19 protein-coding genes are annotated in these 24,996 nt (G+C 55.3%); 13 read left to right on the top strand and 6 right to left on the bottom strand.

Annotated elements, in window-relative coordinates; all coding sequences use genetic code 11:
• Positions 1-54 precede the first annotated feature (54 nt).
• From RBB77_RS09695 to RBB77_RS09670, 6 genes are all read left to right on the top strand, one after another.
• Complete coding sequence (locus tag RBB77_RS09695; RefSeq protein WP_353066885.1) at positions 55-411, top strand: hypothetical protein; 357 nt, start codon at positions 55-57, stop codon at positions 409-411.
• A 358-nt stretch (positions 412-769) separates the two neighbouring features.
• On the top strand, positions 770-1,375 hold the full coding sequence (locus RBB77_RS09690; RefSeq protein ID WP_353066883.1) for an RNA polymerase sigma factor: 606 nt from the start codon (positions 770-772) through the stop codon (positions 1,373-1,375).
• 231 nt (positions 1,376-1,606) lie between these two features.
• Positions 1,607-2,968: a TolC family protein gene (locus RBB77_RS09685; RefSeq protein ID WP_353066881.1), complete on the top strand. Its 1,362-nt coding sequence runs from the start codon at positions 1,607-1,609 to the stop codon at positions 2,966-2,968.
• Positions 2,968-3,234 carry a YtcA family lipoprotein gene (locus RBB77_RS09680; RefSeq protein WP_353067600.1) on the top strand — a complete coding sequence of 89 codons (267 nt, stop codon included), beginning with the start codon at positions 2,968-2,970 and terminating at the stop codon, positions 3,232-3,234. The genes RBB77_RS09685 and RBB77_RS09680 overlap by 1 nt, the downstream gene beginning before the upstream one ends.
• A 9-nt stretch (positions 3,235-3,243) precedes the next feature.
• Complete coding sequence (locus RBB77_RS09675) at positions 3,244-4,443, top strand: biotin/lipoyl-binding protein (RefSeq protein WP_353066879.1); 1,200 nt, start codon at positions 3,244-3,246, stop codon at positions 4,441-4,443.
• Positions 4,444-4,482: 39 nt separating this feature from the next.
• Complete coding sequence (locus RBB77_RS09670) at positions 4,483-6,519, top strand: FUSC family protein (protein WP_353066877.1); 2,037 nt, start codon at positions 4,483-4,485, stop codon at positions 6,517-6,519.
• Positions 6,520-6,563: 44 nt separating this feature from the next.
• Here RBB77_RS09670 and RBB77_RS09665 read toward each other — a convergent pair whose 3' ends face one another.
• Positions 6,564-8,381 (bottom strand): glycoside hydrolase family 9 protein, encoded by a 1,818-nt coding sequence (locus tag RBB77_RS09665; protein ID WP_353066875.1) that lies wholly within the window; start codon positions 8,379-8,381, stop codon positions 6,564-6,566.
• A 287-nt stretch (positions 8,382-8,668) separates the two neighbouring features.
• Between RBB77_RS09665 and RBB77_RS09660 the strand changes: the two genes are divergently transcribed.
• The 4 genes from RBB77_RS09660 (at position 8,669) to RBB77_RS09645 (ending at position 15,819) form a co-directional block, all read left to right on the top strand.
• Positions 8,669-9,439: a GntR family transcriptional regulator gene (locus RBB77_RS09660; RefSeq protein WP_353066873.1), complete on the top strand. Its 771-nt coding sequence runs from the start codon at positions 8,669-8,671 to the stop codon at positions 9,437-9,439.
• A 545-nt stretch (positions 9,440-9,984) separates the two neighbouring features.
• Positions 9,985-13,242: a TonB-dependent receptor gene (locus tag RBB77_RS09655; protein ID WP_353066871.1), complete on the top strand. Its 3,258-nt coding sequence runs from the start codon at positions 9,985-9,987 to the stop codon at positions 13,240-13,242.
• Between the two features lie 148 nt (positions 13,243-13,390).
• Positions 13,391-14,584, top strand: coding sequence for a glycoside hydrolase family 18 protein (locus RBB77_RS09650; protein ID WP_353066869.1), 1,194 nt, complete (start codon positions 13,391-13,393; stop codon positions 14,582-14,584).
• Entirely contained in the window at positions 14,581-15,819 is a 1,239-nt protein-coding gene (locus tag RBB77_RS09645) for a DUF5009 domain-containing protein (protein ID WP_353066867.1), read from the top strand. Before RBB77_RS09650 ends, RBB77_RS09645 begins: the two co-directional genes overlap by 4 nt.
• An 18-nt stretch (positions 15,820-15,837) precedes the next feature.
• On the opposite strand, the gene RBB77_RS09640 is transcribed toward RBB77_RS09645, so the two are convergent.
• The 5 genes from RBB77_RS09640 to RBB77_RS09620 all read right to left on the bottom strand — a co-directional run bounded on the left by RBB77_RS09640 (position 15,838) and on the right by RBB77_RS09620 (position 21,689).
• Complete coding sequence (locus RBB77_RS09640; RefSeq protein ID WP_353066865.1) at positions 15,838-16,995, bottom strand: acyl-CoA dehydrogenase; 1,158 nt, start codon at positions 16,993-16,995, stop codon at positions 15,838-15,840.
• A gap of 131 nt (positions 16,996-17,126) precedes the next feature.
• A complete protein-coding gene (locus RBB77_RS09635) occupies positions 17,127-18,287 on the bottom strand; it encodes a trans-sulfuration enzyme family protein (RefSeq protein WP_353066864.1) in 1,161 nt (386 codons plus the stop codon).
• Positions 18,288-18,328: 41 nt separating this feature from the next.
• Positions 18,329-19,255: a PLP-dependent cysteine synthase family protein gene (locus RBB77_RS09630; RefSeq protein ID WP_353066862.1), complete on the bottom strand. Its 927-nt coding sequence runs from the start codon at positions 19,253-19,255 to the stop codon at positions 18,329-18,331.
• A 228-nt stretch (positions 19,256-19,483) separates the two neighbouring features.
• Positions 19,484-20,638 (bottom strand): VWA domain-containing protein, encoded by a 1,155-nt coding sequence (locus RBB77_RS09625; protein WP_353066860.1) that lies wholly within the window; start codon positions 20,636-20,638, stop codon positions 19,484-19,486.
• Positions 20,622-21,689, bottom strand: coding sequence for a VWA domain-containing protein (locus RBB77_RS09620; protein ID WP_353066858.1), 1,068 nt, complete (start codon positions 21,687-21,689; stop codon positions 20,622-20,624). The genes RBB77_RS09625 and RBB77_RS09620 overlap by 17 nt, the downstream gene beginning before the upstream one ends.
• 342 nt (positions 21,690-22,031) lie before the next feature.
• On the opposite strand from RBB77_RS09620, the gene RBB77_RS09615 reads away from it, so the two are divergent.
• The 3 genes from RBB77_RS09615 to RBB77_RS09605 all read left to right on the top strand — a co-directional run bounded on the left by RBB77_RS09615 (position 22,032) and on the right by RBB77_RS09605 (position 24,977).
• A complete protein-coding gene (locus tag RBB77_RS09615; protein ID WP_353066856.1) occupies positions 22,032-23,444 on the top strand; it encodes a DUF1015 domain-containing protein in 1,413 nt (470 codons plus the stop codon).
• A gap of 157 nt (positions 23,445-23,601) precedes the next feature.
• Positions 23,602-24,321 carry an N-acetylmuramoyl-L-alanine amidase family protein gene (locus RBB77_RS09610; RefSeq protein WP_353066854.1) on the top strand — a complete coding sequence of 240 codons (720 nt, stop codon included), beginning with the start codon at positions 23,602-23,604 and terminating at the stop codon, positions 24,319-24,321.
• Positions 24,318-24,977, top strand: a complete 660-nt coding sequence (locus RBB77_RS09605; protein WP_353066852.1) for a GerMN domain-containing protein — start codon at positions 24,318-24,320, stop codon at positions 24,975-24,977. Before RBB77_RS09610 ends, RBB77_RS09605 begins: the two co-directional genes overlap by 4 nt.
• Positions 24,978-24,996: the final 19 nt, after the last annotated feature.

The following is a 24,996-nucleotide window of genomic DNA, read 5'->3' as shown; positions in this document are numbered from 1 at the left end:
GCCAGGTTCCAACAGCACGACTACCGTTTTCTGACTGTGCAGAGACTCTTTTCGATGTTCCCGACGGGAGCGGCGGGCGTTGCGTTGATTCTTCTGCGAGTTTCTGTGGCTGCAACGCTTTTCATCAATATATTGCCGCAAGGAAATCCAGCAGCTCACATGTGGGAGTCTGCCGGCCTGGGTCTGCTGGGTGTCGCAATCTGTCTCGGACTATTTACTCCTGTGTCTTCCATCGCATGCTGTCTGATTGAGACTGCGATGCTGCTCGACGCGAAGGACCTCGACTTCATCCCTGTCATCTCATCTATTCTCGTTGCAGCTTCTCTGGGGCTGTTAGGCCCTGGGGCATACTCCCTTGACGCGCGCATGTTTGGCAGACGACTGGTAGTTTCATCCTCCGACAGGCCATGAGCAGTAACTAAACAAACCTATCCGTAATCCGTAGTGCATGCAGTCTTGCGAGCAACCGAGATTATTTTGGGGTAACTTTAGTCCCCCTCGAAAGAGTATCCCCATAGGGCCACGATTTGGGCTGGCGAGCGATTGATTTACGCATTAGCTTGAGGAACATCTTCGATAGTTGGCGATTCTCAGATTCACAAGATGATTCCAATGCACGCAGAACTCGTAAATGGATTCCGAAGTGCACCGAGGAACGGTTTTCTCAATACCTAAATTATCCAGCGAGTCTTGTATTTGAAATGGCTTTTGTTCCTCACTCTAAGCCTCAACGACTCTGGCTCTAGAACTCTCACAGAAAGGTCTTCTAATGGACTCATACTTTTCACCAGGCACCCTCAGCATGCAAGCTATCCTCGAGACCTCAAATGATGAGATGTTGGTCGCCGCTGCGAAGACTGGAGAGCATTTAGCCTTCTCCGAGCTTTGGAATCGCCACTCAAAGAAAATCTTCAGCACAATGTATCGGATCACGAGAAATCGGCAAGACGCGGAAGATGCGCTGCAAGATGCTTTTTTGAAGGCCTATGTTCACCTGAAGAACTTTGATGGCAGATCGACCTTTTCCACCTGGCTTACGCGAATTGCCATCAACTCTGCGTTGATGATTTTGCGCCGGAAGCGCGCTCATCCCGAGATCTCGATGGATGGAGGGGTAGAGGGCGAGACGTGGCAGCATTGGGAGGTGGCCGATCGGCGGGTCAACACGGAAGAGCACTATTCGAGATCTGAAAGAGAACACCATCTGAAGCGTGCAATTCATCGGCTGAGACCAGCGCTCCGCACCATCGTCGAAATTCAACAAGTACACGACACCTCCATCAAAGAGATCGCCGAAATCGCGGGAATCTCCGTAGCCGCCACGAAATCGCGCTTGTTGCGCGCCAGGACGGTGCTTCGCCGTTCGCTCGGATGAGGTTGAGAAATCTTTCTATAGTTAACTAATGAGAGCGGTCTATTCATCTTTGTCCTGATATATCTCTGTCGGGAACGAACTGGTAAACTTGACCATTCTCAGATGACGGACACGACACACCTTCTTTATAAATTTAGTCTCCGGCTTACATTTCTGACTTTCTTTGTGTGTCTTTGGGCGCCGCAAAGAGGACTGACGCAGTGCGCAGGAGCGGCATCAACGCCCCGCGCGGTGTCCGAGTGCGCCGCTCATTCCATTCCCTCGGCAAAGGTTGCAGTCCTCGATCCAAAGCGAGGCTATGCGCTTGCCGAACTGATCGATATAGCGGAACGGAACAATCCGCGCACTCGAATTGTGTGGGAGCAAGCCAGGCAGAAGGCCGAACAGCTTGGAATCGAGAAGAGCGCCTATTACCCAGTACTCGTTGGGCTCGCGATATTCGGAGACCAACGGACAATCACGCCGTTTCCTGAGTCACTCTTACCTCGCGGATACTCGACAGTTGAGATTCCAATTGTCCAGCCTGAGATCACGATGCAGTATTTGCTCTTCGACTTTGGCAAGCGCGAGGCCACGGTAGACGGTGCGACCGCTGAAAAATTGGCTGCGGGGGCCAACTTCATCCAGGCGAACCAAGAGGTTGCTTTCCGTGTCGCCAGTGAATATTACAAGCTGCTCACCGCGCAGGAACGACTGCAGGCCGCGCAGGAGACGCTCAAGACTGCGCAGACTACCCAGGATGCGGCCGAAGACCAGTTAGCGAACGGGCGCTCCACCTTACCTGACGTGCTCCAAGCTCGTGCAGAGACGTCGCAGGCTGTATTCGACCTCGAGTCTGCGGACGGCGATGAAAAAATCTCGCGAGTCACACTTACCGAAGCGATAGGTGTGGAACCTTCCCCGGACATAACTATTGATTCGCAGAAGGATACTCCGCTACCCGAATCGCTTAGCCTTTCCATCGATGAGTTAATCGAGCGAGCGTTATCTGACCGTCCCGACCTGGCAGCGCAGGCTGCGGAAATTCGTGCAGCCGACGATGCGGTGCGGGCAGCAAAGGCGGAGTATCGTCCGAAGATCGTTCTATCCGGTTCGGCCGCACAAACCACAGTCTGGCCAACGGCGGACAATGGTCTGCTTGGCTATGCGAGCGTACCCACCTGGGCTGCCGAGTTGGGAGTGGAATGGCGAATCTTCGATGGTGGAGCACGAAAAAACGGAGTGGCTATCGCCGAATCGAAAAGACGTGAGGCGCAGGATGAAATGACGGAAAAACACGACCAGGCGACACGTGAAGTTTGGACAGCATTTATTGCTTTTCGTACCGCGCTGAGAAAAGAACAGGCTGCACTCTCTTTGCTCGACTCTGCGAATACATCTTATTCCGCTTCTCTGGAAGCTTATGAATACGGCGTGAAGAATCTGATCGATGTTGTTACTGCCGAAAGGCAGTTAGCACAGGCTAGACTCTCTGGCGTTTCCGCGCGCTCTCAACTACTTCTGGAAGCAGTCGATCTCGAGTTTGTGACTGGAAATCTTCTGAGAACCAAATCAGCGGCAACGAAATTACATACACAGGATGGCCAGAAGTGATGACCATTAGAAGAAAACGTCCATCTTATCTGTTCGCTGTGTGCCTGCTGTGCTCTGGGTGCAACCGTGCGCCATCCATCGACATTATTGGCTCTTTTTTTCCTGTCTGGATGCTCTGTTTGGCGATTGCCGTAGTCCTAGCGTTTGTCGTGCGTCACTTTCTGGTTCGGTTCAATTTGGATTCTGAGGTTGGACCGGTCGCGCTCTTTTACCCCAGTGTCGTCATACTTTTCACAAGCCTGCTCTGGCTGATTTTTTTCCGGTAAGGAGGAAACATGGAACAGGCGCCTGAAGCTCTCAAACGCAAGCAGATTGGCCGCTGGATCGCTATCGGTGTCGTTACGGCCGCAATTGTCGCTCTAGCGTTTGCCATTCTCCAAACTGACCTTCATCCACGCACTGACGATGCGAGCGTAAGAGCGAACTACATCGAGATCGCTCCGGAAGTAAGTGGCAGGCTGGTTGAACTGCCGGTCAAAGACAACGCGTTCGTGAAGAAAGGCGATCTCCTGTTTCTGATCGATCCTCGTCCCTATGAGTACGCCCTACAGCAGGCGTTATCCGACCAGGAGGCATTGGAGCAGCAGATCATCGATGCGAAACGCAGAATCGCAGCCCAAAACAGCGCCGCTGAAGCTGCTCTCGCGGGTGTGCACAGCTCCCGAACCGGAGTCAAAACCGCGGGGAGCACCATCGATGTGGCAAAAGCGACCGTCTCTCGAGCTCAAGCGTCGTTAGCAGCCGCAGAAGCTCAGCTGAAGTTGGCGACAAACAATCTGCACCGCATAGAACCGCTGCTGCAAAAACAATATGTGACGGTGGAACAGATCGATCAGGCCAACACTGCGGTGCGCGTGGCTCAAGGAAACTTCGATGAAGCCCAAGCTGCTCTTGTTCAGTCACAAGCTCAGCTCGCTCAATCGATTCTGCGTCAACAAGAGGCGGATTCAGCGGCTGCTGAGTCACAGGCGAAGCTAGGCCAAGCTATCCATACGATCGATACAGTTGACACGCTGATGTCCGAAAGACCGGGAAAGGCAGCCAAGGTAGATAGCGCTAGGCTTGACCTTGAACGCTGCCGCGTTGTCGCTCCCTTCAATGCCTATGTGAACAACATGAATATCTCTGTGGGTGAGTATGCACATCCCGGCACCCCGCTGTTCACCTTGATAGATACCCGGACCTGGTGGGTTGTCGCCAACTATCGTGAGTCCAAGGTGAAGAATATCGCCATCGGATCCCATGTTGATGTGTATCTAATGGGGCATCCTGATCGACGATTCAATGGGACTGTTGAGAGCATCGGATACGGCGTCTTTCCGGAAGATGGAGCGGTTACTGGAGGACTACCCAATATCGAACGCACTTTGAACTGGGTCCATCTCTCCACAAGATTTCCTGTTCGGGTTCGAGTTCAGGATCCCGACCCAGATCTGTTTCGTATCGGCGCAACCGCACTGACGGTCGTGAGATAGCAGATGGACGACACATCTCTATTCGGGACGATCAAATCTATGAGGCGAAAGTTGTGGGAGGATCTTCAACCCACGCCTGGGCGACTCAACAGCTCTCTCCGTATCCTACTTGCGACCATCATCGCTCTAATCCTCATGTTGACCTGGCGGATGCCGTTTATTTACATCGGCATGTACTTTATTTTTCTCGTCGGACGCGACAGCCCCACAATTTCTTTTCGCACCGGCCTGATTTCGGTGCTCACTGTCACAGCTGCAATTGCGGTGGAACTCGGCGTTGTCATTGTTAGTGACAACGATCCAATGATCCGCGTACTTAGCGTCGCCATTGTCACCTTCATTGCTGGTGTGCTTGTGGCCTCGACCAACTTTCCGACTCTCGGATCGACCTGGGGACTCCTCTTCTGCACCGTGATTGGGAATTGGGAGAAACATGCCCCTGCGGACAGTTTGGTGAAAGGTTCACTCTGGCTTATTGCGACGTTTGCTGTCGCGGTCGGTTCTGCTGTTCTGGTCGAGTATCTTTTCGGCGACCGCGACCCCGCGAAGAAGTTGGAAACAGCGCGCGCAATCCGGTATCAGGCTCTGGAGAAAATGTTCACTGTATACGCTCAAGGTGGGACTTCAGAGGAGCGATCCGCCGCAGCAATCCCCGTCTCTCGCCTCGCGATAGCCGGTTCAGCTGGAATGCTGGAGCTATACAACAAAATCGCGGAGCGCGGTCTCGACGCCGGGACCCTCCCTCCGGGAACACGCCTGCGTGTCACGATGCAGGCCCAGCTCATGGATGTCGCCGCGGCGTTCGGCTTACAGAATACAGGGGAAGACAGTCCGGATTTAAGACGACGGTGCGCAATTATCGCCGAGCAATGTCGCGAACTGATCCCGGTTTCTATTCCAAAGTTTGAAAGCCGTTTGCGATTTATGCCGGAGGACTGTGTGACGTTGTTGGATCGAGTCGAAGCAGCCCTTCATGCGCTTCTGACGATGCCCACCGACGCCTCCCAAATGGGTAACAAAGAGCTGGTCGCGATGCCTGTAAGAAAGGCACCCTTTTTCATTCCGGGAGCGGCGGGCAGAAATGACACAATTGCATTTGGATTGAAGATCAGCCTGTGCGCAACGCTCTGTTATGTCATCTATAACGCCGTAGATTGGCCTGGTATCTCGACGGCGGTGATTACTGTTATCGTCACCGGGTTGAGTAGCAGCGGCGCAATGAAACAAAGGCTCTTCTTCCGTCTGGTAGGTTCAATGGTCGGCGGTCTCTTCCTGGGTCTTGGAGCGATCTCTCTCCTCTTTCCACACATGGATTCGATTACATCGCTGGTCGTCCTCGTCGGATTTGTTGCATTCATCTCAGCCTGGACGGCGGGGGGACCAAGGTTCAACTACATAGGTTTACAGATGGCGTTCTCGTTTTACCTTGTGGCATTTGAAGACTTTAGTGCTCCCACCGAACTCGCTCCCGCGCGTGACCGTCTTATCGGCATACTCGTCGCACTTCTCGTCATGTGGTTTGTCTTCGATCAAATCTGGCCAGTGCGCACTGTCACAGTCATGCGTCAAGGTCTTGCAGGTATGCTCAAGACGGTTGCGAGTTTCCTCCGCCTCATCGAACCTCGTCCCGATCCAAAAGATCTGCTTCAACAAGCGGATGCCCTGAGAGATCAGATCGGCAAGACAGTTGTATCGCTTCGATCAATGAACGACGCCGTAGACTACGAATTTGGGGTGGACCGTGAACGGCATGTCCGCACCAGCGAGATGATTCTCCGAACTTCTCTCACCGCAGGAACGCTCTTTTGGAATCAGTTCGCGGTTCTCTACAGTGTGGAGGACAAAGACTTTCTCACTGAACCTGACCTCATCGAAATGCGTCGAAGACTGGCGGAATATATTGATGGGATGGCCGACGGGGTTATAAAAAGGACGGCCCCCGCTGCGGTTCCCGCAAATGCTTTCCTGACTCCAGCGATGCTCAATGACCCGCGCTACGGGGAATATTCCCGAAACACGATCGCGCGGCTTGAAGAACTTCATTCGTACGCGTTAATGTTGAGCCGCGAAGTGTAGTGCTGGCTCGGATTTAGCTTCCAGATGCCTTCAGGATTCTGAACTCAGTGTGGAAGGCTGACGGCATAGAGATACCAAGCCGCATGCGGAAGCCACTGCTCTGTCCAACGCCAGTCTTCATCTTTGCCAGTAACGGCATATCCTTCGTTGAAGGCAATCCCATCTTCATCATCGATTGCCGCAGTAATGCCGTTGAGGATTGAGCCCGGCGCGCTGGTGTACTTATAAGAGCGAAAAAACATATACGGTGCGTTCCCATGGCCACTCCCCATCAGCATGCTTGCGTCAAAGGGATTTCGACCGAGAATCCAGTGCAACTGATTCCACGCATACTCCTGGAGTTGCGATTGGAATGCTGGATCGTCGTCAAATAGGGGAGCCGCCATGCGCGCGGCGGCCGCCAGCGAGGCTAATCGAGCATCTTCGCCCTGCCACCAGGGGGCTGCCTCCGTATCGTGAGGAAAGAAAAATGCGCTGCGAATCTTACCGTTTCCCATCCGCACTAGTTGTCTGGCATATCCAAACGGATTGTTAACTTCGGCGGTTACAGAAAGTTCGAAACGCAGCGACCGTTCCACTGCGTCGCGAACTTGCTTTTGTGAGGTGGGAGCCGCGATCTGCGCGAACTCCAGCAAGCTGACGACCGGCAAGCCTGCATCGGACGGATGGAAGTAGGGCCGCGAACCTTCATCGGCCCGCCAAAAGTTGCGACGTCCGTCAGCACTTGAGAGTCGCTCCATTAAATGGACAGCTCGCCGATCGGCCGCTATACGATAGTTCTCCCGCTTCGTTGCTCGATACAGTTCAGTAGCCGCCATCAGCGCGCAGTAGTCATCGAGGATATTTTCTTTTCCATCGTTAAGTAACTCGCGATTGTGTACATCGAGAAATTGAAATGCTTCCTCGGCAGCACGAAGATAAGCCGTGCGAGGCAGATCCCCATCAATTGGCATGGTGCTAGCGAGTGCCAGAGCGGCGATGGCCATACCTCCTCCTGCGCGAAAGCTTGCCTCATAAGCATGGGGTCCCTCAGCACTTTGAATATGTTCCGTTGAATCTGAGGCATTCTTCTTGATCTGCGTTCGCCAGTTGGGATTGCCGATGGCACGATCCTGCGGCAGCTTGTCTTTTCCTGGTGCCGTAATGCTTTCGAAGAAGGATCCGCCCGGTCGTTTGATTCGCACCAGAAAGTCGGCGCCAAAGAGTCCCTCATCCAGCAGTCGCCGCAGGTACTCGCTGAAGTTGTCGTCATGTCGGGCTTCGAGAACTCGATAGCTCTTCAACAAGCTCCACGCAACCAGCGGGACCTGCTGGGGATTGAAGTAAGACGTAGGATTTTGATGGGAGAGATGGATCCCGTAATCGCCGGTCGCGTCATACCAGCCGCCGTGAACATCTACAAACCCTATCTGACCTGCGGGCAGGGGAAGATGACGATCCGCTTGATCCATCAGGCCACTGGCACGTTGCCCTTTGAAGTAGTAGATAACATTTGAAAGCGTGCTGCGTTCCAAGAGATTTTCATCGATATCGAACTCGGAGGAACGTATCGCTCCTGAGTTCGACTGGATCTGGACCGCATAGTGGCCAGTCGCCTGCCAGGAGGAAAAGTCCGCGGTCCAGAAGACGCGGCCACCCCACGAATCTACCTGACCATTGGGAACCAGGCTTCCTGTCAGCACAATCTTGCTACTTGCTGAATCGACCAGCGAAAATCTATCTAGGTGATCCTGCTTGGTCCCAACTACGATTGCATGCTTGAGCGACCGAGGCTCGTAGCCGACCTGATCGACCACGACGGTCAACTGTCCCATAGCTGCAGAGGTGAGTGCCCCGATAAAGCCGCCGACTAAAATTCTCATCCCTAGATGTGTAATTTTCCTGCACCTCAAAAGACATTATGAGATAGGAACCGATGCGCTCAACGAATCTCGATCCCGCGTTCCAGAAATCCCGTTGCCGGGAACCTGTCTGGACGACTATACTCATTCGCTAATCTCCAAACAAACCTAAAGAACAGCCCACTCCGAACCGCACGAATGATCCAGTGACGCTGAGCTCTTGACCAGACCAACGAGTTTCAACCGCGAATCAATCAATCCTTCGTTCGAAGAACACTGCACAGAGAACACTTTCCCCGGGAGACAGAGTGGAAAATAACGATGTCCAATCTCCTTTATCGTCGCTCGACAAAGACGGATTTATACCGCTTTACTATCAGATTCAGCAGGTTCTGATAGAACAGATCCAAACGGGTAAGCTGCTGGTAGGCGATTGCCTTCCTTCGGAATATGAGTTGGCGCGATCCTATCAGGTAAGCCGAATGACGGCTCGGCAGGCCCTGCATAACCTAAAGAGTCGAGGTTATGCACTCAGCCAAAAAGGACGAGGCACCTATGTCACGCGCCCCAAGCTGGAGAAGAACATCATGTATCTCCGAGGTTTCACGGAGGACATGAAACAGCGCGGAATGATGCCAAGTTCACGTCTACTCGCGCAAACTGTCCTGTCGGCTAAAGGAGTTCTGACGGAACAGCTTCGAGTTGAGGAAGGTTCAGCGATACTACAACTCCGTCGGCTGCGCATCGCGGATGGCACTCCGATGGCACTCGAAGAGTCCAATATTCCCTTGAAACATTACCCCGGACTCGAACGAACCGACTTTACATCAGAGTCACTTTACAAAGTGCTTCGCAATAAATACGGTGTTCGCGCTGCCTGGGCTGATGAGGTACTTGAGGCCTCCCCGGCGACTCTCGAAGAGTCCGAACTGCTTTCCATCCCTAAAAACGCAATTATGCTATCCATCTCCCGAGTCATCATGAGGACGGACGAGATACCAATTGAAGCCGCCTGCTCTCGTTACTATGGCAATCGATACCGCGCGTCGATCCGCGTCCCGACAACCACGATAGAGTGAGAAGCGCCGCGATTAATCAAAGCAGTTTCCCAGAGCAAATCAGAACTCGTTGACCAGCCGGTCTTTACCGCAGTGTCCTCGCAATACGATCCGTCTCCTGCGAGAGGATAATCCTCAGTCTCGGGCGAATCGGTTTCGAAGAACAAAGGAGGGAGTCCGCTTCTTTAGGGCGCCTCTCGGGCGCTTCCTGGCGAAACTTAGAAGATTTCTCTTGCACTTCAGTACAGTTGTCTATACGATCTGGCATCCGCGCATTTCAATTTACGAATAAATTTTGCCTTCTTTGACCGTGAATCAGAACGTGATTTCCGCATTTTCCAAGGAGTGGCCGTTGCCCTTTCCTCAGGAGAATCACAGGACTAAGAATTACCGCTGGCCTGTCCGTTTCGGAGGTACGGACTACGCGCAATGTTAGGACTTTCGAAGCTCGGACTTGATTGAAAACGCAAGATCTACGCACTAAGCAGGATGGGCCAAGGGAAGCCAACCGCGAAGCTCGCACAGACAAAGCAATTCACTCTGCATTTTTATTTTGGAGGAACGCAATGTACAAAGGACTCAAGCTCGGCTTCTGTTATCTTTCAGCGCTGATGCTGGTTATCATGACCTGTATACCGGCATTCACGCAGACCATCACCGGGTCCATCACTGGTACCGTGACCGACCCAACCGGGGCAGTCGTGGCGGGCGCCAAGGTAACCGCTACCAATGTCCTAACAGGCGTGGCCACTCCGACTGTGACCAATCCCAGTGGCATTTACTCTCTCCATTTTTTGCAGATCGGCCAATACAAGATCACCGTAGAATCTAGTAGTTTCGCTCCTCAAAGCACCAGCCCCTTTGCGCTTGAAGTTGATCAGGAAGCGAAAGTGAACGTGGCCTTGAAGGTCGGCGGAACAAATAGCAATGTCGTCGTCACCGACACAGCGCCCATCCTCAACACAGAAAACGCAACAACAGGCGACACGATTACCGCAGCAGCCGCCACGGAACTGCCGTTGCAGAGCCGCAACTTCTCTACGCTCACACTGCTCGTCGCAGGAGCCATCACGCCAAATCCACAGGCACTCGATAACGTCGGCCGCGGTCAGTACAACGGCGGGTTCAACGTCAACGGAAACCGCGAGCAGAGCAACAATTACACGCTCGACGGAGCCGATATCAACGAGGCGATCGATAACTACATCGGCTATAGCCCCAACGTCGACGCACTCGGCGAAGTCCGCATCATCACCGGAAACTCCACAGCGGAGTACGGCAACGCAAACGGCGGCCAGGTCGTCATGGTGACGAAAAGCGGAACCAATCGATTCCATGGCAACGCTTTCTTCTTCGGTGAAAACCAGAATCTGAACGCGAATACGTGGGCTGCAAAGCTGACCGGCGCACCACGTGCTCCATTCAACCGCGCCATCTTCGGCGGTACTCTCGGCGGTCCCATCTTCAAAGACAAGCTCTTCTTTTTTGTGGATTACCAGGGAGCTCGCCAGCATTTCTCCACCGTCGAACTCCGAACGGTCGTCACTGCCGCAGATCGCACGTTGCCCGGCATCACAAATCCCGCAGCAATCTATCTCTTCGCCCACCCAGAGCTTTATCCAGAACCCAATACCGTGACGGACACATCCGTAAACTACGTCGGCTCATCAGGCCAGGCCACCGTCAACAATCAGGGCGATTTCAAGATCGATTGGCGAGCGACTAACCGCGACACGGTCTCAGGCCGCTTCTCTATCGGCCGCGAGAATGATGGTTACTCAAAGGTCGCTCTCCCCACCGATATTCCAACCAATAACAACGATCCCTACACCGGCTTCATCGTCAACTGGACCCACGAAATCTCGCCCAGCATCGTCAACGAAGCGCGCGCCGGCTATGGCCGCACTCGTTACATTCAAACTCCAACCGACGTCTCTGGAAATTGGGGTCTCACTGGCAACGCCAAACTTGGCATACCTGGAACCCAACTCGTTCCCGGCTTCAGCACGCTCGTTATAGGCAATGGCGATAACTCCGGCACAGTGGATGACATTGGCGCTCCGTTTGGTCAAGATGGCAATGGCTCCTACGGCGGTATCAATAGCGACAGCATCGTCAACGCCTATACCTATGGCGATAATCTCACCTGGCAACACGGCAAACAGACACTGAAGTTCGGCGCTCAGGTGCTTCGCTACCAGGAAAACCGCTACTACTCGGGCAACGATGGATCACTGGGCTGGTTCGGCTTCAATGGCAAAGTTACTGACTTCTTGAGCGACAACGTAACCTCCGAAGGTCAGGGCGCTCTGACCGGCCGCTGGGGGCAACGCCAGTATCGTCCCGCCGTCTTCGCGCAGGATGACATCAAACTGAGCTCTAACCTGACAATCAATCTCGGCCTGCGCTGGGAGTACGATCAGCCCTACATCGAAGTCAATAATAAGCAGGCGAATGTAAACATCACCACCGGCGTGATCACCAACGCAGGTGTAAACGGTGCGCCGCGTGCCCTCTACAATGCATATCACGCGGGCTTCATGCCGAGGTTAGGTTTCGCCTGGTCACCGGAATCCTTCCACGATAAGTTTGTACTTCGCGGCGGTTACGGCATCACCAACTTCCTGGAGGGAACGGGGGCCAATCTGCGGCTCACTCTTAACCCACCATTCTTCGTCGACGCCTCCTGCAACAACAGCTTGCCCTGCGCCAACGGAGCCCCCTTCCTCAGCATCACCAACGGCTTCTATCGTCCGTCTGACCCGTCTGTATATGCAGGCAATGTACGCGCTTGGCAGCCAAATCTGAAGCCCGCCCTGATTCAGCAGTACAACCTCACTACCGAATATCAAGTAGACAACTTCACCTCCGTGACGGTCGCCTATTTGGGACAGAACGGAACCCACCTGGTAGACCCCCGCGAAGGAAATCAACGTGCCTGTCTCAATTGCGCTCTTCCAATCACGACGTTGTCTGTTCTCAATCCGGCTCTGAGCCAGATTGCGAATATCAGCTATACCGAGTCGGAAGCTGTCATGAACTACAGCTCGCTGCAGGTAACCGGGCGGCGTCGTCTCGACCACGGCCTTGAGTTCCTAGCCAACTGGACTTACAGCAAAGGCCTCAGCAACAACCTGGGCTACTACGGTGCAGGCGGCGGTGCTGGCGACTCGCAAAGTGCCTACTGGCAGGACGCATATAACGGCGGCGCGGATTATGGTCCGACGTACTTCGACGCCAAGCACAACGTCTCCATCTCTGGCTACTACGAATTGCCTTTCGGCCGCGGGCGCCAGTTTGGTGGCGGCATGAATCGCATTGCGGATGAGGTGGTTGGGGGCTGGAAAGTAGGTTCCATCATGAGCTTCCACACGGGCTTCCCCATTACCGTAAATTCAAATGCGTTTTATTCGGCGAAGGTGAACGCCAGAGCAGCTCGTGCCAACCACCTCCGTTCCCTCCATGTAAGGGGTCGTACAGAAACCAATTATTTTGGTACTGATCCTTCAGCTGGAACCTGCGCAAGCGACACCGACAACGGAACCTGCGCTTACCAAGAGCAGAGCGCTTCGAGCTTTGGAAACTCCTCGGTAGGTTCAGAACGTGATCCTGGGTATCAGCAGATCGATCTAGCCCTATCCAAGGACTTCGCGATCACTGAAGGAAGTCACATTGAATTCCGCAGCGACTTCCTAAACGCCTTCAACATGGTCAGCCTGGCCCCTCCGAGCAACAACGCCAGCCCCGGAAACAACTTCGGTCAGATCAGCAACACCGTTAACGAACCTCGTAACATCCAACTGGCACTAAAGTTCGTCTTCTAACGCTTAGAACAGCGGGTTCTAGGGACGGCGAAAGACTTTTCGCCGTCCCTCTTTTTGCCATACAACCAACAAAAAAAGATGCTGCAGAGCTCTTCAGTACCGGTAGAAAATCCGTAGATTGGCTTGTCAGCAAAAAACAGGAAATCCGATGAAGCGTAGTTGTAACCTTTTCAACCGTCTATTACTTCGCGTACTAACTGTGTGCGTGGCTATCCTTGTCCTGCCTATGTGCTTCCCCTTTCATCTGCGAGCCGCAACATCTCCCGTACAGAAAAAGGAGATCATTGCCTACATCTTTCCAAAGGATAGGATCCTTACGCCGCAGGAAGTATCAGCAACAAAGTTGACGCGCATCAACTACGCCTTCGCCAATCTACAAAACGGTCAAATCGTTGAAGGCTTCGCGCATGACGCAGAAAACTTCGCGGTCCTCAACTCTCTAAAACGAGACAACTCTTCTCTGACCGTAGTGGTCTCGGTTGGCGGATGGACGTGGTCCGGCGATTTCTCTGACATGTCTCTAACGAAGCAGAGTAGACAGGTCTTCATCGAAAGCGCAGTCAAATTCGTAGAAAAATACGAACTCGACGGCGTTGATATCGATTGGGAATACCCCGGAATGGCTGGCGACAATAATCGGTTTCGCCCTGAAGACAAGCAGAACTACACACGCCTACTCAAAGAGCTGAGGGAACGATTCGATAAAGAACAAAAGAAACTCCATCGACATCTGGTGACGTCCATCGCAACGGGTGCTTCGACCGATTTCCTTGAGCACACCGAGATGGCGAAAGTACAGAGATACGTGGACACGGTCAACCTGATGTCTTACGACTACTACGTCCCGAGCTGGGACAAAACCACCGGACACCATGCGCCGCTGTTCACTAATTCCGCCGATCCGAAGAAAATCTCAGCCGACCGCACAGTAAACGAATATGAAAGCGCCGGTGTGCCTCCGGAGAAACTCGTGCTCGGCGTGCCTTTCTACGGCAAGAGCTGGACGCAGGTTCCGGATCAGAACCACGGACTCTTTCAACCTGGAAAGGAAGCACCTAACACCTATCTCCCGTTCAACGCTTTGACCAGCCTGCAGAATAGTGGCTACACACGCTACTGGGATTCGACCGCTTCTGCCCCATATCTCTACAATCACGACACCCAAACCTTCATATCGTATGACGACCCCGATTCATTAAAGAAGAAATGCGAGTACGTGATTGATCACAAGTTGGCCGGGGTCATGTTCTGGGAGTACACCGGTGACTCTGCCAACACTCTTCTTGACTCAATCAATGTTGGCTTGCAGCGTGACTCGCGCATCACGACGGAGACGCGATGAATCCAACGATGGAAATCCCCCAGGCGAGTGCAACCAATACGATTCGCGCTCAACGCGTTGCATCCATCGACATATTCCGCGGGCTAACGATGACCTTGATGATCTTTGTCAACGAACTGGCCGAGGTCAAGGGTCTCCCCTGGTGGAACTATCACGCTCCTGCAAAGGTCGATGCGATGACCTACGTAGATATGGTGTTTCCAGCCTTTCTATTCATCCTTGGGATGACGATCCCCATCGCTCTGGAACATCGACTCCGCAAAAATTCATCCGTGCCAGCTTTCTGGCTACATATCATCCTCCGCACCATCGCTTTGGTCGTCCTCGGACTTATTCTTGCGAACGCGGAACTGGGAAGTCGAGCGCTCATGGGGATAGGTCCGATGCTATGGACCATCCTCGCGCTCGGCGGTGCCGTCTTATTCTGGAACGTGTACCCACGCATTGACCGCTATCAGCCGTCGTTTCGAATTCTGCGATTCTCCGGTCTGGCATTGATGATCGCGATGTTCGTCATCTTTCGCCGAACGACTCCCGACGGACATGCGGCATGGATTTCAACGTCTTACCCCGAGATTCTGGGTTTGCTCGGGTGGACCTACGTCGCGGTTTCCATCCTGTACATCGCAACGCGACGATGGAACTGGGCACCGCTTGCGTGGTTCGCCGCCATGACGATCCTTTGTATCGCTTCAACAGCTAAGTGGATTCCGTTCCCAAATCATCTCCCCCTGTACGTCTGGCCATGGGGCAACGGTGCTATGGCTTCGATCGCCCTGGCCGGCGTCGTCGCTTCGAGCATCTTTGTGAACAGCCATCTCCGATGGAACACGTTTCGGCAGAAATCTACCGTCGCCATCCTATTCAGTGTTGTCACGTTCTTCTGCGGATGGCTTCTGACTCCCCTGGGCATCTCGAAGATTCGCGCCACTCCGACTTGGTGTCTCTACAGCATCAGCTGCAGCGTACTATTATTCACTCTCCTCTATTGGGTCTGCGATGTCAGGCGAGCAGTACGTTGGGCCGTATTCGCACGCCCCGCCGGCGAGAACACACTCCTAACCTATCTGCTCCCTGACTTCTACTTCTTCATCGTCTCCGCATGTGGCTTCACATACTTTGCGGAACACGCCAACTACGGTCTCCCCGGTGCACTAAGGTGCCTGATCTTCACAGCACTGATTCTGGCGCTCTCCGCGCTCCTCACCAGATGGAAGCTAAGATTGCAGATCTAGAAATCACGGGCGTCGCGACTAGCCACGACTAGGACTCTTCCCCAGCAGCTCCCGCGCAATCACCATCCGCTGAATCTCACTCGTACCTTCACCAATCGGACACAGCCGCACATCCCGGTAAAATTTCTCCGCGGGATAGTCCTTAATGAATCCGTATCCGCCATGTATCTGCAGACCTTCATCGCAGATCCTACATGCGGCCTCGCTCGCATAGAGCTTTGCCATCGCAGACTCGAGAGTCACTTTTTTACCTGCGTCCTTCATCTGTGCCGCACGCATTGTCAACAACCACGCGGCATCCAGCTCGGTCGCCATATCGGCCAGTTTGAACTGAATCGCTTGAAACTCACTGATCGTCTTGCCGAACTGTCGTCTCTCCTGCGCATACTTCATCGCAGCATCGAGCGCTCCGCGTGCCATCCCCAAACTTAGCGCTGCAATCGAAATTCTTCCGCCATCGAGCACGCGCATCGCATCTTTGAAGCCATCACCCTCCTTGCCGACAAGATTCTCCGCCGGAATTTCGCAATCTTCGAAGATCAGCTCTGCAGTATCGCTCGCCCGTAAACCAAGCTTGTTCTCCTTCCGCCCCGACCGAAACCCTTTCGTACCGCGCTCCACGACGAACGCCGAGATTCCTCCACGGGTTCCCTTCTCCTTATCCGTTACTGCCAGTACTACCGCGCAATTTGCATAGCTCCCATTGGTGATGAACGTCTTACTCCCATTCAGCACCCACTTATCGCCACGCTTCACAGCAGTTGTGCGCGCGCCGCCAGCATCCGAGCCGGACCCAGGCTCCGTCAGACCCCACGCCCCAAGCCACTGACCACTCGCCAGCTTGGGAATCCACCGCGTCCTCTGCTCGTCGTTCCCACCTAGCATGATGTGGTTCGTGCACAGCGAATTATGCGCCGCCACAATAATCCCCACGCTGCCGTCCACGCGGGAAAGCTCTTCAATCGCCAGCACATACTCCACGTAGCCCATGCCGGCCCCACTCAATGACTCAGGAAAGATCACACCCAGCAGTCCCATCTCTCCAAGCTTCTTCACCACTTCGTGTGGGAACTCGCTCTTCTCATCCCACTCCGAAACGTGCGGGGCTACTTCACCCTCGGCAAAGGCCCGTACCGCACTCTGCAACTGCTTCTGCTCATCGGTCAATCCAAACATGCACCCTCCAACGCTTTATAACCTGCGCTAATACATGTATCACATCCATGCATACTCTGGCACGTCGCTCACTGGCAACAAAAAGAGCGCGGACCCTCAAGCCCGCGCCCTTCGGTTCAAATCACCAAGACCTAAATTCGATCCAGAGCCTGTCCCAGGTCCGCGACGATATCCTCCACATCCTCAATCCCGACCGATACCCGCATCAATCCATCCGTAATCCCCAGGCGTGCGCGACCCTCTGCTCCGACCGCAGCATGGGTCATGGTGGCTGGGTGACAGATCAGCGTCTCCACCCCTCCTAACGACTCCGCCAGCAGTCCAAGGCGCAACGCCTTGGCAAACGCATTCGCCTTTTCCAGCGACCCCAGTTCCATCGAGATCATGGATCCAAATCCCTTCTGTTGTCGCTTCGCCAGTTCGTGTTGGGGATGCTCCCCCAACCCTGGGTAAAATACCCGTTGAACCTTCGCGTGGCTCTTCAAGAAATCCGCAACCACGCGCCCATTCGCATCATGTTGCTTCATCCGCACAGCAAGTGTTTTCACTCCACGCAGTAGCAAATAACTTTCAAATGGTGACAGAATTCCGCCTGTGCACTTCTGCACAAACCGAAACGTCTCCGCGTGCTCCGGCTTCGTGCAGATCAATACACCGCCCAGCCCATCCGAGTGCCCATTCAAAAATTTTGTCGTCGAGTGCATCACGATATCCGCTCCCAGTGCGATCGGCTGCTGCAGATACGGTGACAGGAACGTATTGTCGACACTCAACTCCACACCCTTCGCATGACAGATCTTTGCCACAGCCCCAATATCCGTCAGCGACATCATCGGATTCGTCGGCGTCTCGATATGCACCAGCTTCGTCGCCGGCGTAATTGCAGCAGCTACATTCTCTGCCACACTCGTGTCGACATAGGTAAAGGTCAGCCCATAGTTCGTCAGCACCTTGTCGAACAACCGTCCCGTCCCGCCATACACATTATCCGAGCACACCACATGGTCGCCCGACTTCATCATCGTGCACAACGCCGTAATCGCAGCCATTCCACTGCCGAAAACGTGAGCACTCGTTCCGCCCTCCAGCGAGCACAGGCTCACCTCCAACGCATCCCGCGTAGGGTTTGTCAGCCGCGCATACTCATGCCCTTTATTCTTCCCGATCTCCTCCTGCTGATACGTCGAGGTCAGATAGATCGGTACATTCACCGCTCCGGTCAACGCATCCGAAGCCTGCCCATCATGGATCGCCCGCGTTGCAAATCCAGGTCGTTTCTTCATTTCCTTCATTTGTAACCTCAACAATCACAATCTATTCAAAATTCAAAAAATTAGTCCAACAGTCCCTTCGACAGATACCGCTCGACCGAATCCGGGATCACCGTTACCACTCTCTTCCCTTTTCCAAGTTCTCTCGCCACATCAACGGTCGCGCACAACATCGCACCTGCGCTGGAGCCAGCAAACACACCCTCTTCCGCGGCCAACCGCGTAACCATCCCCAACGCCGGCTCATCCATCACCATCATCACGCGATCACATACAGAGCGGTCAAACGTTGCAGGAATAAACGAAACACCAATACCTTCCACCTTATGCGGCCCCGGCTCTCCACCCTCCAGCACACTCCCCTGCGGCTCCACGGCAACAGTCAGAATCTCCGGTCGCTTCTTCTTGAAAAACCGAGCCACCCCGGTAAAGGTTCCCGCCGAGCCCACTCCCGAAACCCAAGCGTCCACGCGGCCTTCCATCTGCTCCCAGATCTCGGCTGCCGTCGTCTCCTCATGAAAATCAGGATTCGCCGGATTCTCAAATTGCAGCGCAGCGAACGCTCCCGGCGTCTCTTTTTCGAACTGCAGCGCCCTCCGAATCGCGCCTGCCATGCCCTCATCCTCAGGTGTTCGCACCACGGTCGCCCCGAGCCCACGCATCAGTTTGCACTTCTCCTCCGCAAACTGCTCCGGCACATACAGCATCACCTTGTACCCACGATTTACACCAATCAGCGCCAACCCAACGCCGGTATTCCCCGCTGTCGCCTCAACGATCGTTCCGCCCGGCTGCAAAACTCCCCGCCGCTCCGCATCCAGCACGATCCCTAGCGCGGCCCTGTCTTTGATACTTCCACCAGGGTTCAAATATTCCAGCTTTGCCCAGATCTCCGCGCAGTTCTCACTGCCGCTTCCTGACTCAAGTCGGCGCAAACGCACCATCGGCGTTTGCCCTACCAGCTCCAATATGCTCTCTACAACCTTCATCAACCAACCCTCTGCCTTTCCTGGGACCTCCTTCTGGAAGCCTTCGACATCATCTCATCTCACAACCACATCTTTCCTGCAAGCATCAGAATCTCTTCTGAGGCCAGCAGCTCTGAAGTAGTGGACATGGAGCTTTCGCTAAGGGCTAAACCCTGCCATCCAAAGAGAATTGAGGAAGAGAAGATTGTCCGGTCCTGACCTTGCAGCTGATAGCCTGTACCCTTCCCATCAAGGCTTGTTCCCTGCACTAAAGCCCGCACTGCCGCCTTTGCTCGCATCCGCGATCACCCTCGGGTAGTAGCCTGTTCGCGTCCGCACCGAAAGCCTCCCGAAGTTCTTCGACTTCGCCTCTACGTGCACCTCGCGATACCCGCCCAGCGTCGGCGATTTCGTCGAGTGATACGAGATCGTGTACTGGGTGCGAATATCCTGCGCCACCTCCGCAGCAATCGCGTCTACCTCTTTCACCGACTTCGGAAAGTACGCCGCTCCGCCCGTCTGTTCCGCGAGAGTCTCCAAAACTCTGCGCGCATGCCGCGACTCGCGTTTATCGGTATCGTCGCCAAACAACAATCCCACGCAGTAGATCACCGGCCCATCCAGATCCTGAATCCTCCGAATCGTCTGTTCCAGCGTCGCGCTCGAAGCATTGTCTTCACCATCTGTGATCACAAGCAGCACCTGCTTCGGATGTTTCGCGTTCTTGCTCAAATAGTCCGCCGAAGCCACCAGCGCATCGTAAATTGCCGTCCCACCGCTTGACTTGATGTATCCCAACCCTTGTTGCAGCTTGTCGATATTGTTCGTAAAGTCCTGGTCGATGAACGCCTCCCATGAGAAGTCCACTAAAAACTCTTCATCTTCCGGGTTCGACAGCTTTACAAAATCCAGCGAGGCCTTATCCACCGAAACCCGCTTGTCATACATCGATCCTGAACTATCGATCAGCAGCCCCAGCGAAACTGGCAAATCCTCATGCCGAAAGGAGTTGATGGTCTGGGGTACGCCATCTTCGTAAATGTGAAACGCATCTCTATCCAGTGTCTGAACCGAGCGTCCGCTCCCATCGAGCACAGTCGCGTTCAACCGGACTTCATAAGCATCCTGTCGCAGCGTGTACTTGCCGCCCTCACGAGAGATTGCACTACTGGCTCCCACACCTTGCGGCGCACCAGTCTGGCTCTGGGCAGGCGGGTCTGGGTCCGGCGAAGCCACAGGATCGCGATCGATAGTCAGCGAAGGCTGTTGCGATGCAGGCTGTTGTTTCGCGGGTGTCTGCGGAGACGCCGGCCGCTGCGCCCATCCGCTTACCCCACCCGACAGCAGCGCCAACCACCCCGCGGCGGCCATCCCTAATGAAAAACACTTACTGCGAAGGTGCATAGTACCCCTGGCGATTATGTACCGTCAGGTTTGGAAGCCCTGGCGGCGGAACGAGTCGTATCTTCAATTTACGCCAGTTCCCATCCTGCTTCACCTCCGAAGGCCTGTATCCGATCACATATTCATTTCTCAGCTCGGCGCTGATCCGCGAAGCAATATCCCCCAGGTCACCCAACTCCGACACCCGGAACATCCGTCCCCCTGTCATGTCGCAGATATCGGTCAGCAGAAGCGGCCCTAGCTGCTCCTCGGTCGTCGGGGCATATTGGTCGAAGATCCCGATTGAATATATCTGAACGTCGCTCTCCCGCACCACCCGCCGCAGCTCGCCTTCTGTATAGCGACTCCGGTTATCCCCGCCATCGGAGATGATCAGCAATGCCTTGCGTTCATACTTCGCCTGCTTCAATTTATCCACGCCAAGATAGATCGCATCGATTAACGCTGTCCGATTCTCCGGCTTCAACATCACCATCCGCGCCTCAACGTCGTCCACATCCGACGTGTAGTCCACAATTACGGCAGGCCGGTCGTTGAAGCCCACCACAAAAAACTCATCTTGCGGATTCGACGTTCTTAAAAACTCACTCAACGCCTTCCGCGCCCGCACAAACTTCGACGACATACTTCCGCTTAGGTCGAAGATGACCCCAATCGTCACCGGCGCATCTTGTGTCGAAAAGCTCTTAATCACCTGCCCGATGTTGTTGTCATAGACCTCAAAGTTTTCTTTCTCCAGTCCCGTGACCAAACGGTTCATCGAATCGGTCACGGTCGCTGGAATCAGCACCAGATTCACGTCCACACGAATGCGCGCGTCACGCCGCGAGGTTCCCAGCGCAGCTGCATTTGCCGCTCCTTCAATGACAGGTTTTTTTTCTTCTGGCGTCTTCGGTGGTGGAGGAGGTGTAGGCGTATGCACTACGTCCAGCGGATTCTCCTGCTCCTGCGCACCGCAGACTCCGCTCCCTGCCGAAGCCCATAGCCCCACCCAGAGCAATGTCGCAACAACCCAGACAACTCGCCGCGCTATCCGCCGACCTGACTGCAACCCTCTTCGCCTACTACCCTCATCCATTCTGTTTCGCGTGTTGGTTTCCATCTTGGCACCCATGCGTCCTCACGACAATTAGTCGTAACCTCAGTGAGGACTTCACATCGTCTCCTCGATAGTCAACTTGCCAGACCGCCAAGTCCATCAGTTATTGCGTTCTGAAGATAATAGACCCCGTGTCAACCCCTTTTGTCATCATTTCCTTGCGAGAACGTCGTACTTCTGTCTCCTCAACGTTCTCCGTGCGCTTCCGGATTTGACCTAACCCTTCTTCCTCTGTCTTTCACACTCCAACCCGTACAATCACCTCATATCCCAAGTCTGGAGAAACCTCGAAGCATGGCCCGTCTCTACCCTTTCCGCGCCCTCCGTTACGACCCCGCCCGCGTCAACATGGAAGACGTCGTCACCCAGCCCTACGACAAGATCACTCCGGCCATGCAGCAGCGCTACTACGAAGCCAGTCCCTACAACCTCATCCGCATCATCCTCGGCAAACACGAGCCCGGCGACACCGACCCCCAGGACTTCCTCCCCGCAGGTGAGCAGGCACACAACGTCTACACCCGCGCCGCCGAAACCCTCCGCGAATGGCGCCACGACCGCATCCTCGCCGAGGAATCCGAGCCCGCCGTCTACGGCTACTCCCAGACCTACACCGTCCCCGGCACCGACGAGACCCGCGAACGCCGCGGCTTCATCGCCCTCGGCCACCTCTACGATTACGCCGACAAGGTCGTCTACCGCCACGAGCAGACCTTCCCCAAGCACAAGTCCGACCGCCTCGCACTCTTCAAGGCCACCCGCGCATACTGTGAGCAGATCTACATGCTCTACTCCGACCCCGCCTTCACCGCTGAAAAACTAATCTTCGGCGCCAGCGGCCCCAATGGCCCCGACACCGCTCCAGCCGACCTCGCCATTACCGACGAATACAACGTCGTCCATCGCGTCTGGAAGATCTCCGATCCCAACATCATCAATCTGCTCCTCACCGCCATGGCGGACAAAAAGCTCATCATTGCCGACGGCCACCATCGCTACGAGACTTCCGTCGCCTACGCCAAGGAGCGCTCCGCCCAACTCAAGCTCCCCTTCAAGCAGCCCATCCCCGGCGACGAACACGGTTCTCCCTCAGTCATCGCCGACGGCGACACCCGCTCGACCCTTCCCACCCCCGCCTTCCCCGAAGCAGCCATGATGATGACCTTCGTCAACATGGACGCACCCGGCATCACTATCCTGCCGACCCACCGCGTCGTCCACGGTCTGCCCAGCTTCAGTTCGCCCGACTTCGTCACCAAAGCCAGTGCTTACTTCAACATCAAAGAGCTCGCCACCCCCGACCTGACCGTCCTCAACGCCACCCACGGCACCGCCTTCCTCGCCGCAACCGGCGACGGCAACTATCTCATGACTCCAAAGCCCGACGTCATCGCACAAGCCCTCAAAGCCATCTCTCCGCGCCAGGCCCAGCTCGACGTCGTCCAGCTCCACTCCATCATCCTCGACAAGCTCCTCGGCCTCGATCAGGACACCATCACCCGCCTCGGCAACGTCCGCTATATCCGCGAGGCCTCCGAAGCCACCGCTCTGGTCACCAGCGGCGATGCGGACATCGCCTTCCTCATCAAGCCCATTACCCTCGCCCAGCTCCGCGACATCTCGCTATCTGGAGACGTCATGCCGCAAAAATCCACCGACTTTTACCCCAAACTCCTCAGCGGCCTAGCCATCTACGCCCTCGACTAAATCGTCATCTCGATCGCGGCCGCTCACAGTCTTGCCGTGAGCGGCGGAGTCGAGAGCCCCCGCATTCCGCTTTCGTCTTTCCGCTCATCACCTACGCGGTCACCTACGCATTCCCATCCCGACATTTACAATCAATTCCGCGACCACTCACTATCCCTTGACTCTCCCCGCTAACCCCATCGCCGCGCGCCTCGTACTCGCTCTCCTGACGAGCCTCGCCGCTGCCTCCCTTTCAGCCCAGCAACCCCTACCTCGCACCGTCATCTTCCTTGACCCAGCCCACGGCGGCTCCGATTCGGGCGCCCGGCTCTCCGACAATCTCCCCGAAAAGAGCCTCACCCTCTCCTTCGCTGCCCGCCTTCGCACTGCCCTCTCCTCCCCTGGCTTCTCCGTCATCGCCACCCGCGACTCCGACCCTACAGCCTCCTTCACCACCGACCAGCGCGCCGAAATAGCCAATCACTCCCATCCCACCGCCTGCCTCATTCTCCACGCCACCGCCGGCGGCAACGGCATTCACATCATCACCTCCGACCTCCCTCCGCCCGACGGCAACGAAGCCGACACGCGACGCCCGATTCCCTGGGACACCGCTCAATCCGCCTCCATCCCGCAAAGCGTAGGCCTGGCCAACACCCTCGGCCTCGCCCTCCTTCACGCCAGGCTCCCCGTCCTGCTCAGCCGCGCCTCCCTTCGCTCTCTCGACAACCTGACCTGCCCCGCCGTCGCCATCGAGATCGCCCCCCTCACCCCCGCCGACGGTGACACAACCCCCGTAAGCGACGCCAATTACCAACAGCAGATAGCCCAGGCCATCGCCACCGGCCTCACCACCTGGCGCAGAAACCTGGGCGCTCCCGCCGGAGTCACGCGATGATCCCCCGCTACCAGCGCATTCTCTTCTGGAGCCTCTTCGCCGGCATCTTCCTCATGTCCGCCTTTCTGCTCCGCGGCTGCCAGCAGGCACACAAGCGCCTCGCCGCCCTCAACGACGCCACCCCCATCGCCGCTCCGACAGCCACCAGCACAGAGGACGTCACCCTCTACCTCGCCAACGACACCGACGCCTCCATCACACCAACCACCGAATCCCTCGCGCTCCCCCAGGCCCCCACTCTCCGCGCCCGCACCCTGCTCGATCACCTCCTCACTGCCTACTCTCTCCCCACCTCGAAACATCCACTCCAAAGCGGCCCAGCAGTCGACGACGTCTTCCTGCTCGGCGAACCGCCCAACTCTCCCAACAAACCCTCAACGAGTTCTGCCCCAACCGAAGCCAAACAGCTGGCCATCGTCAATCTCCGCGGCTCTTTCGTAGACAACCACCCCTCAGGCATTCAGGTCGAAGCCCTCACCCTGCAATCGATCATCGGGACTCTCCATGCCGCTCTTCCCGAGGTCACCAGTATCCGTTTCCTCGTCGACGGCCAGCCGCACGACACCCTCGCCGGTCACGCCGATCTCCTCCGCACCTATCCAGCGGTCGACACCACCGTTCACCCGGCCCCGCCCACCGAAACTCCTCAGTTATAAACGAAAGCTATCAAACAGC

Origin of the sequence: Tunturibacter psychrotolerans (assembly GCF_040359615.1) — a bacterium.
Lineage (GTDB): Bacteria > Acidobacteriota > Terriglobia > Terriglobales > Acidobacteriaceae > Edaphobacter > Edaphobacter psychrotolerans.
The sequence above is the reverse complement of the archived record's forward strand: the minus strand, read 5'-3'. Positions and strand labels throughout refer to the sequence as shown.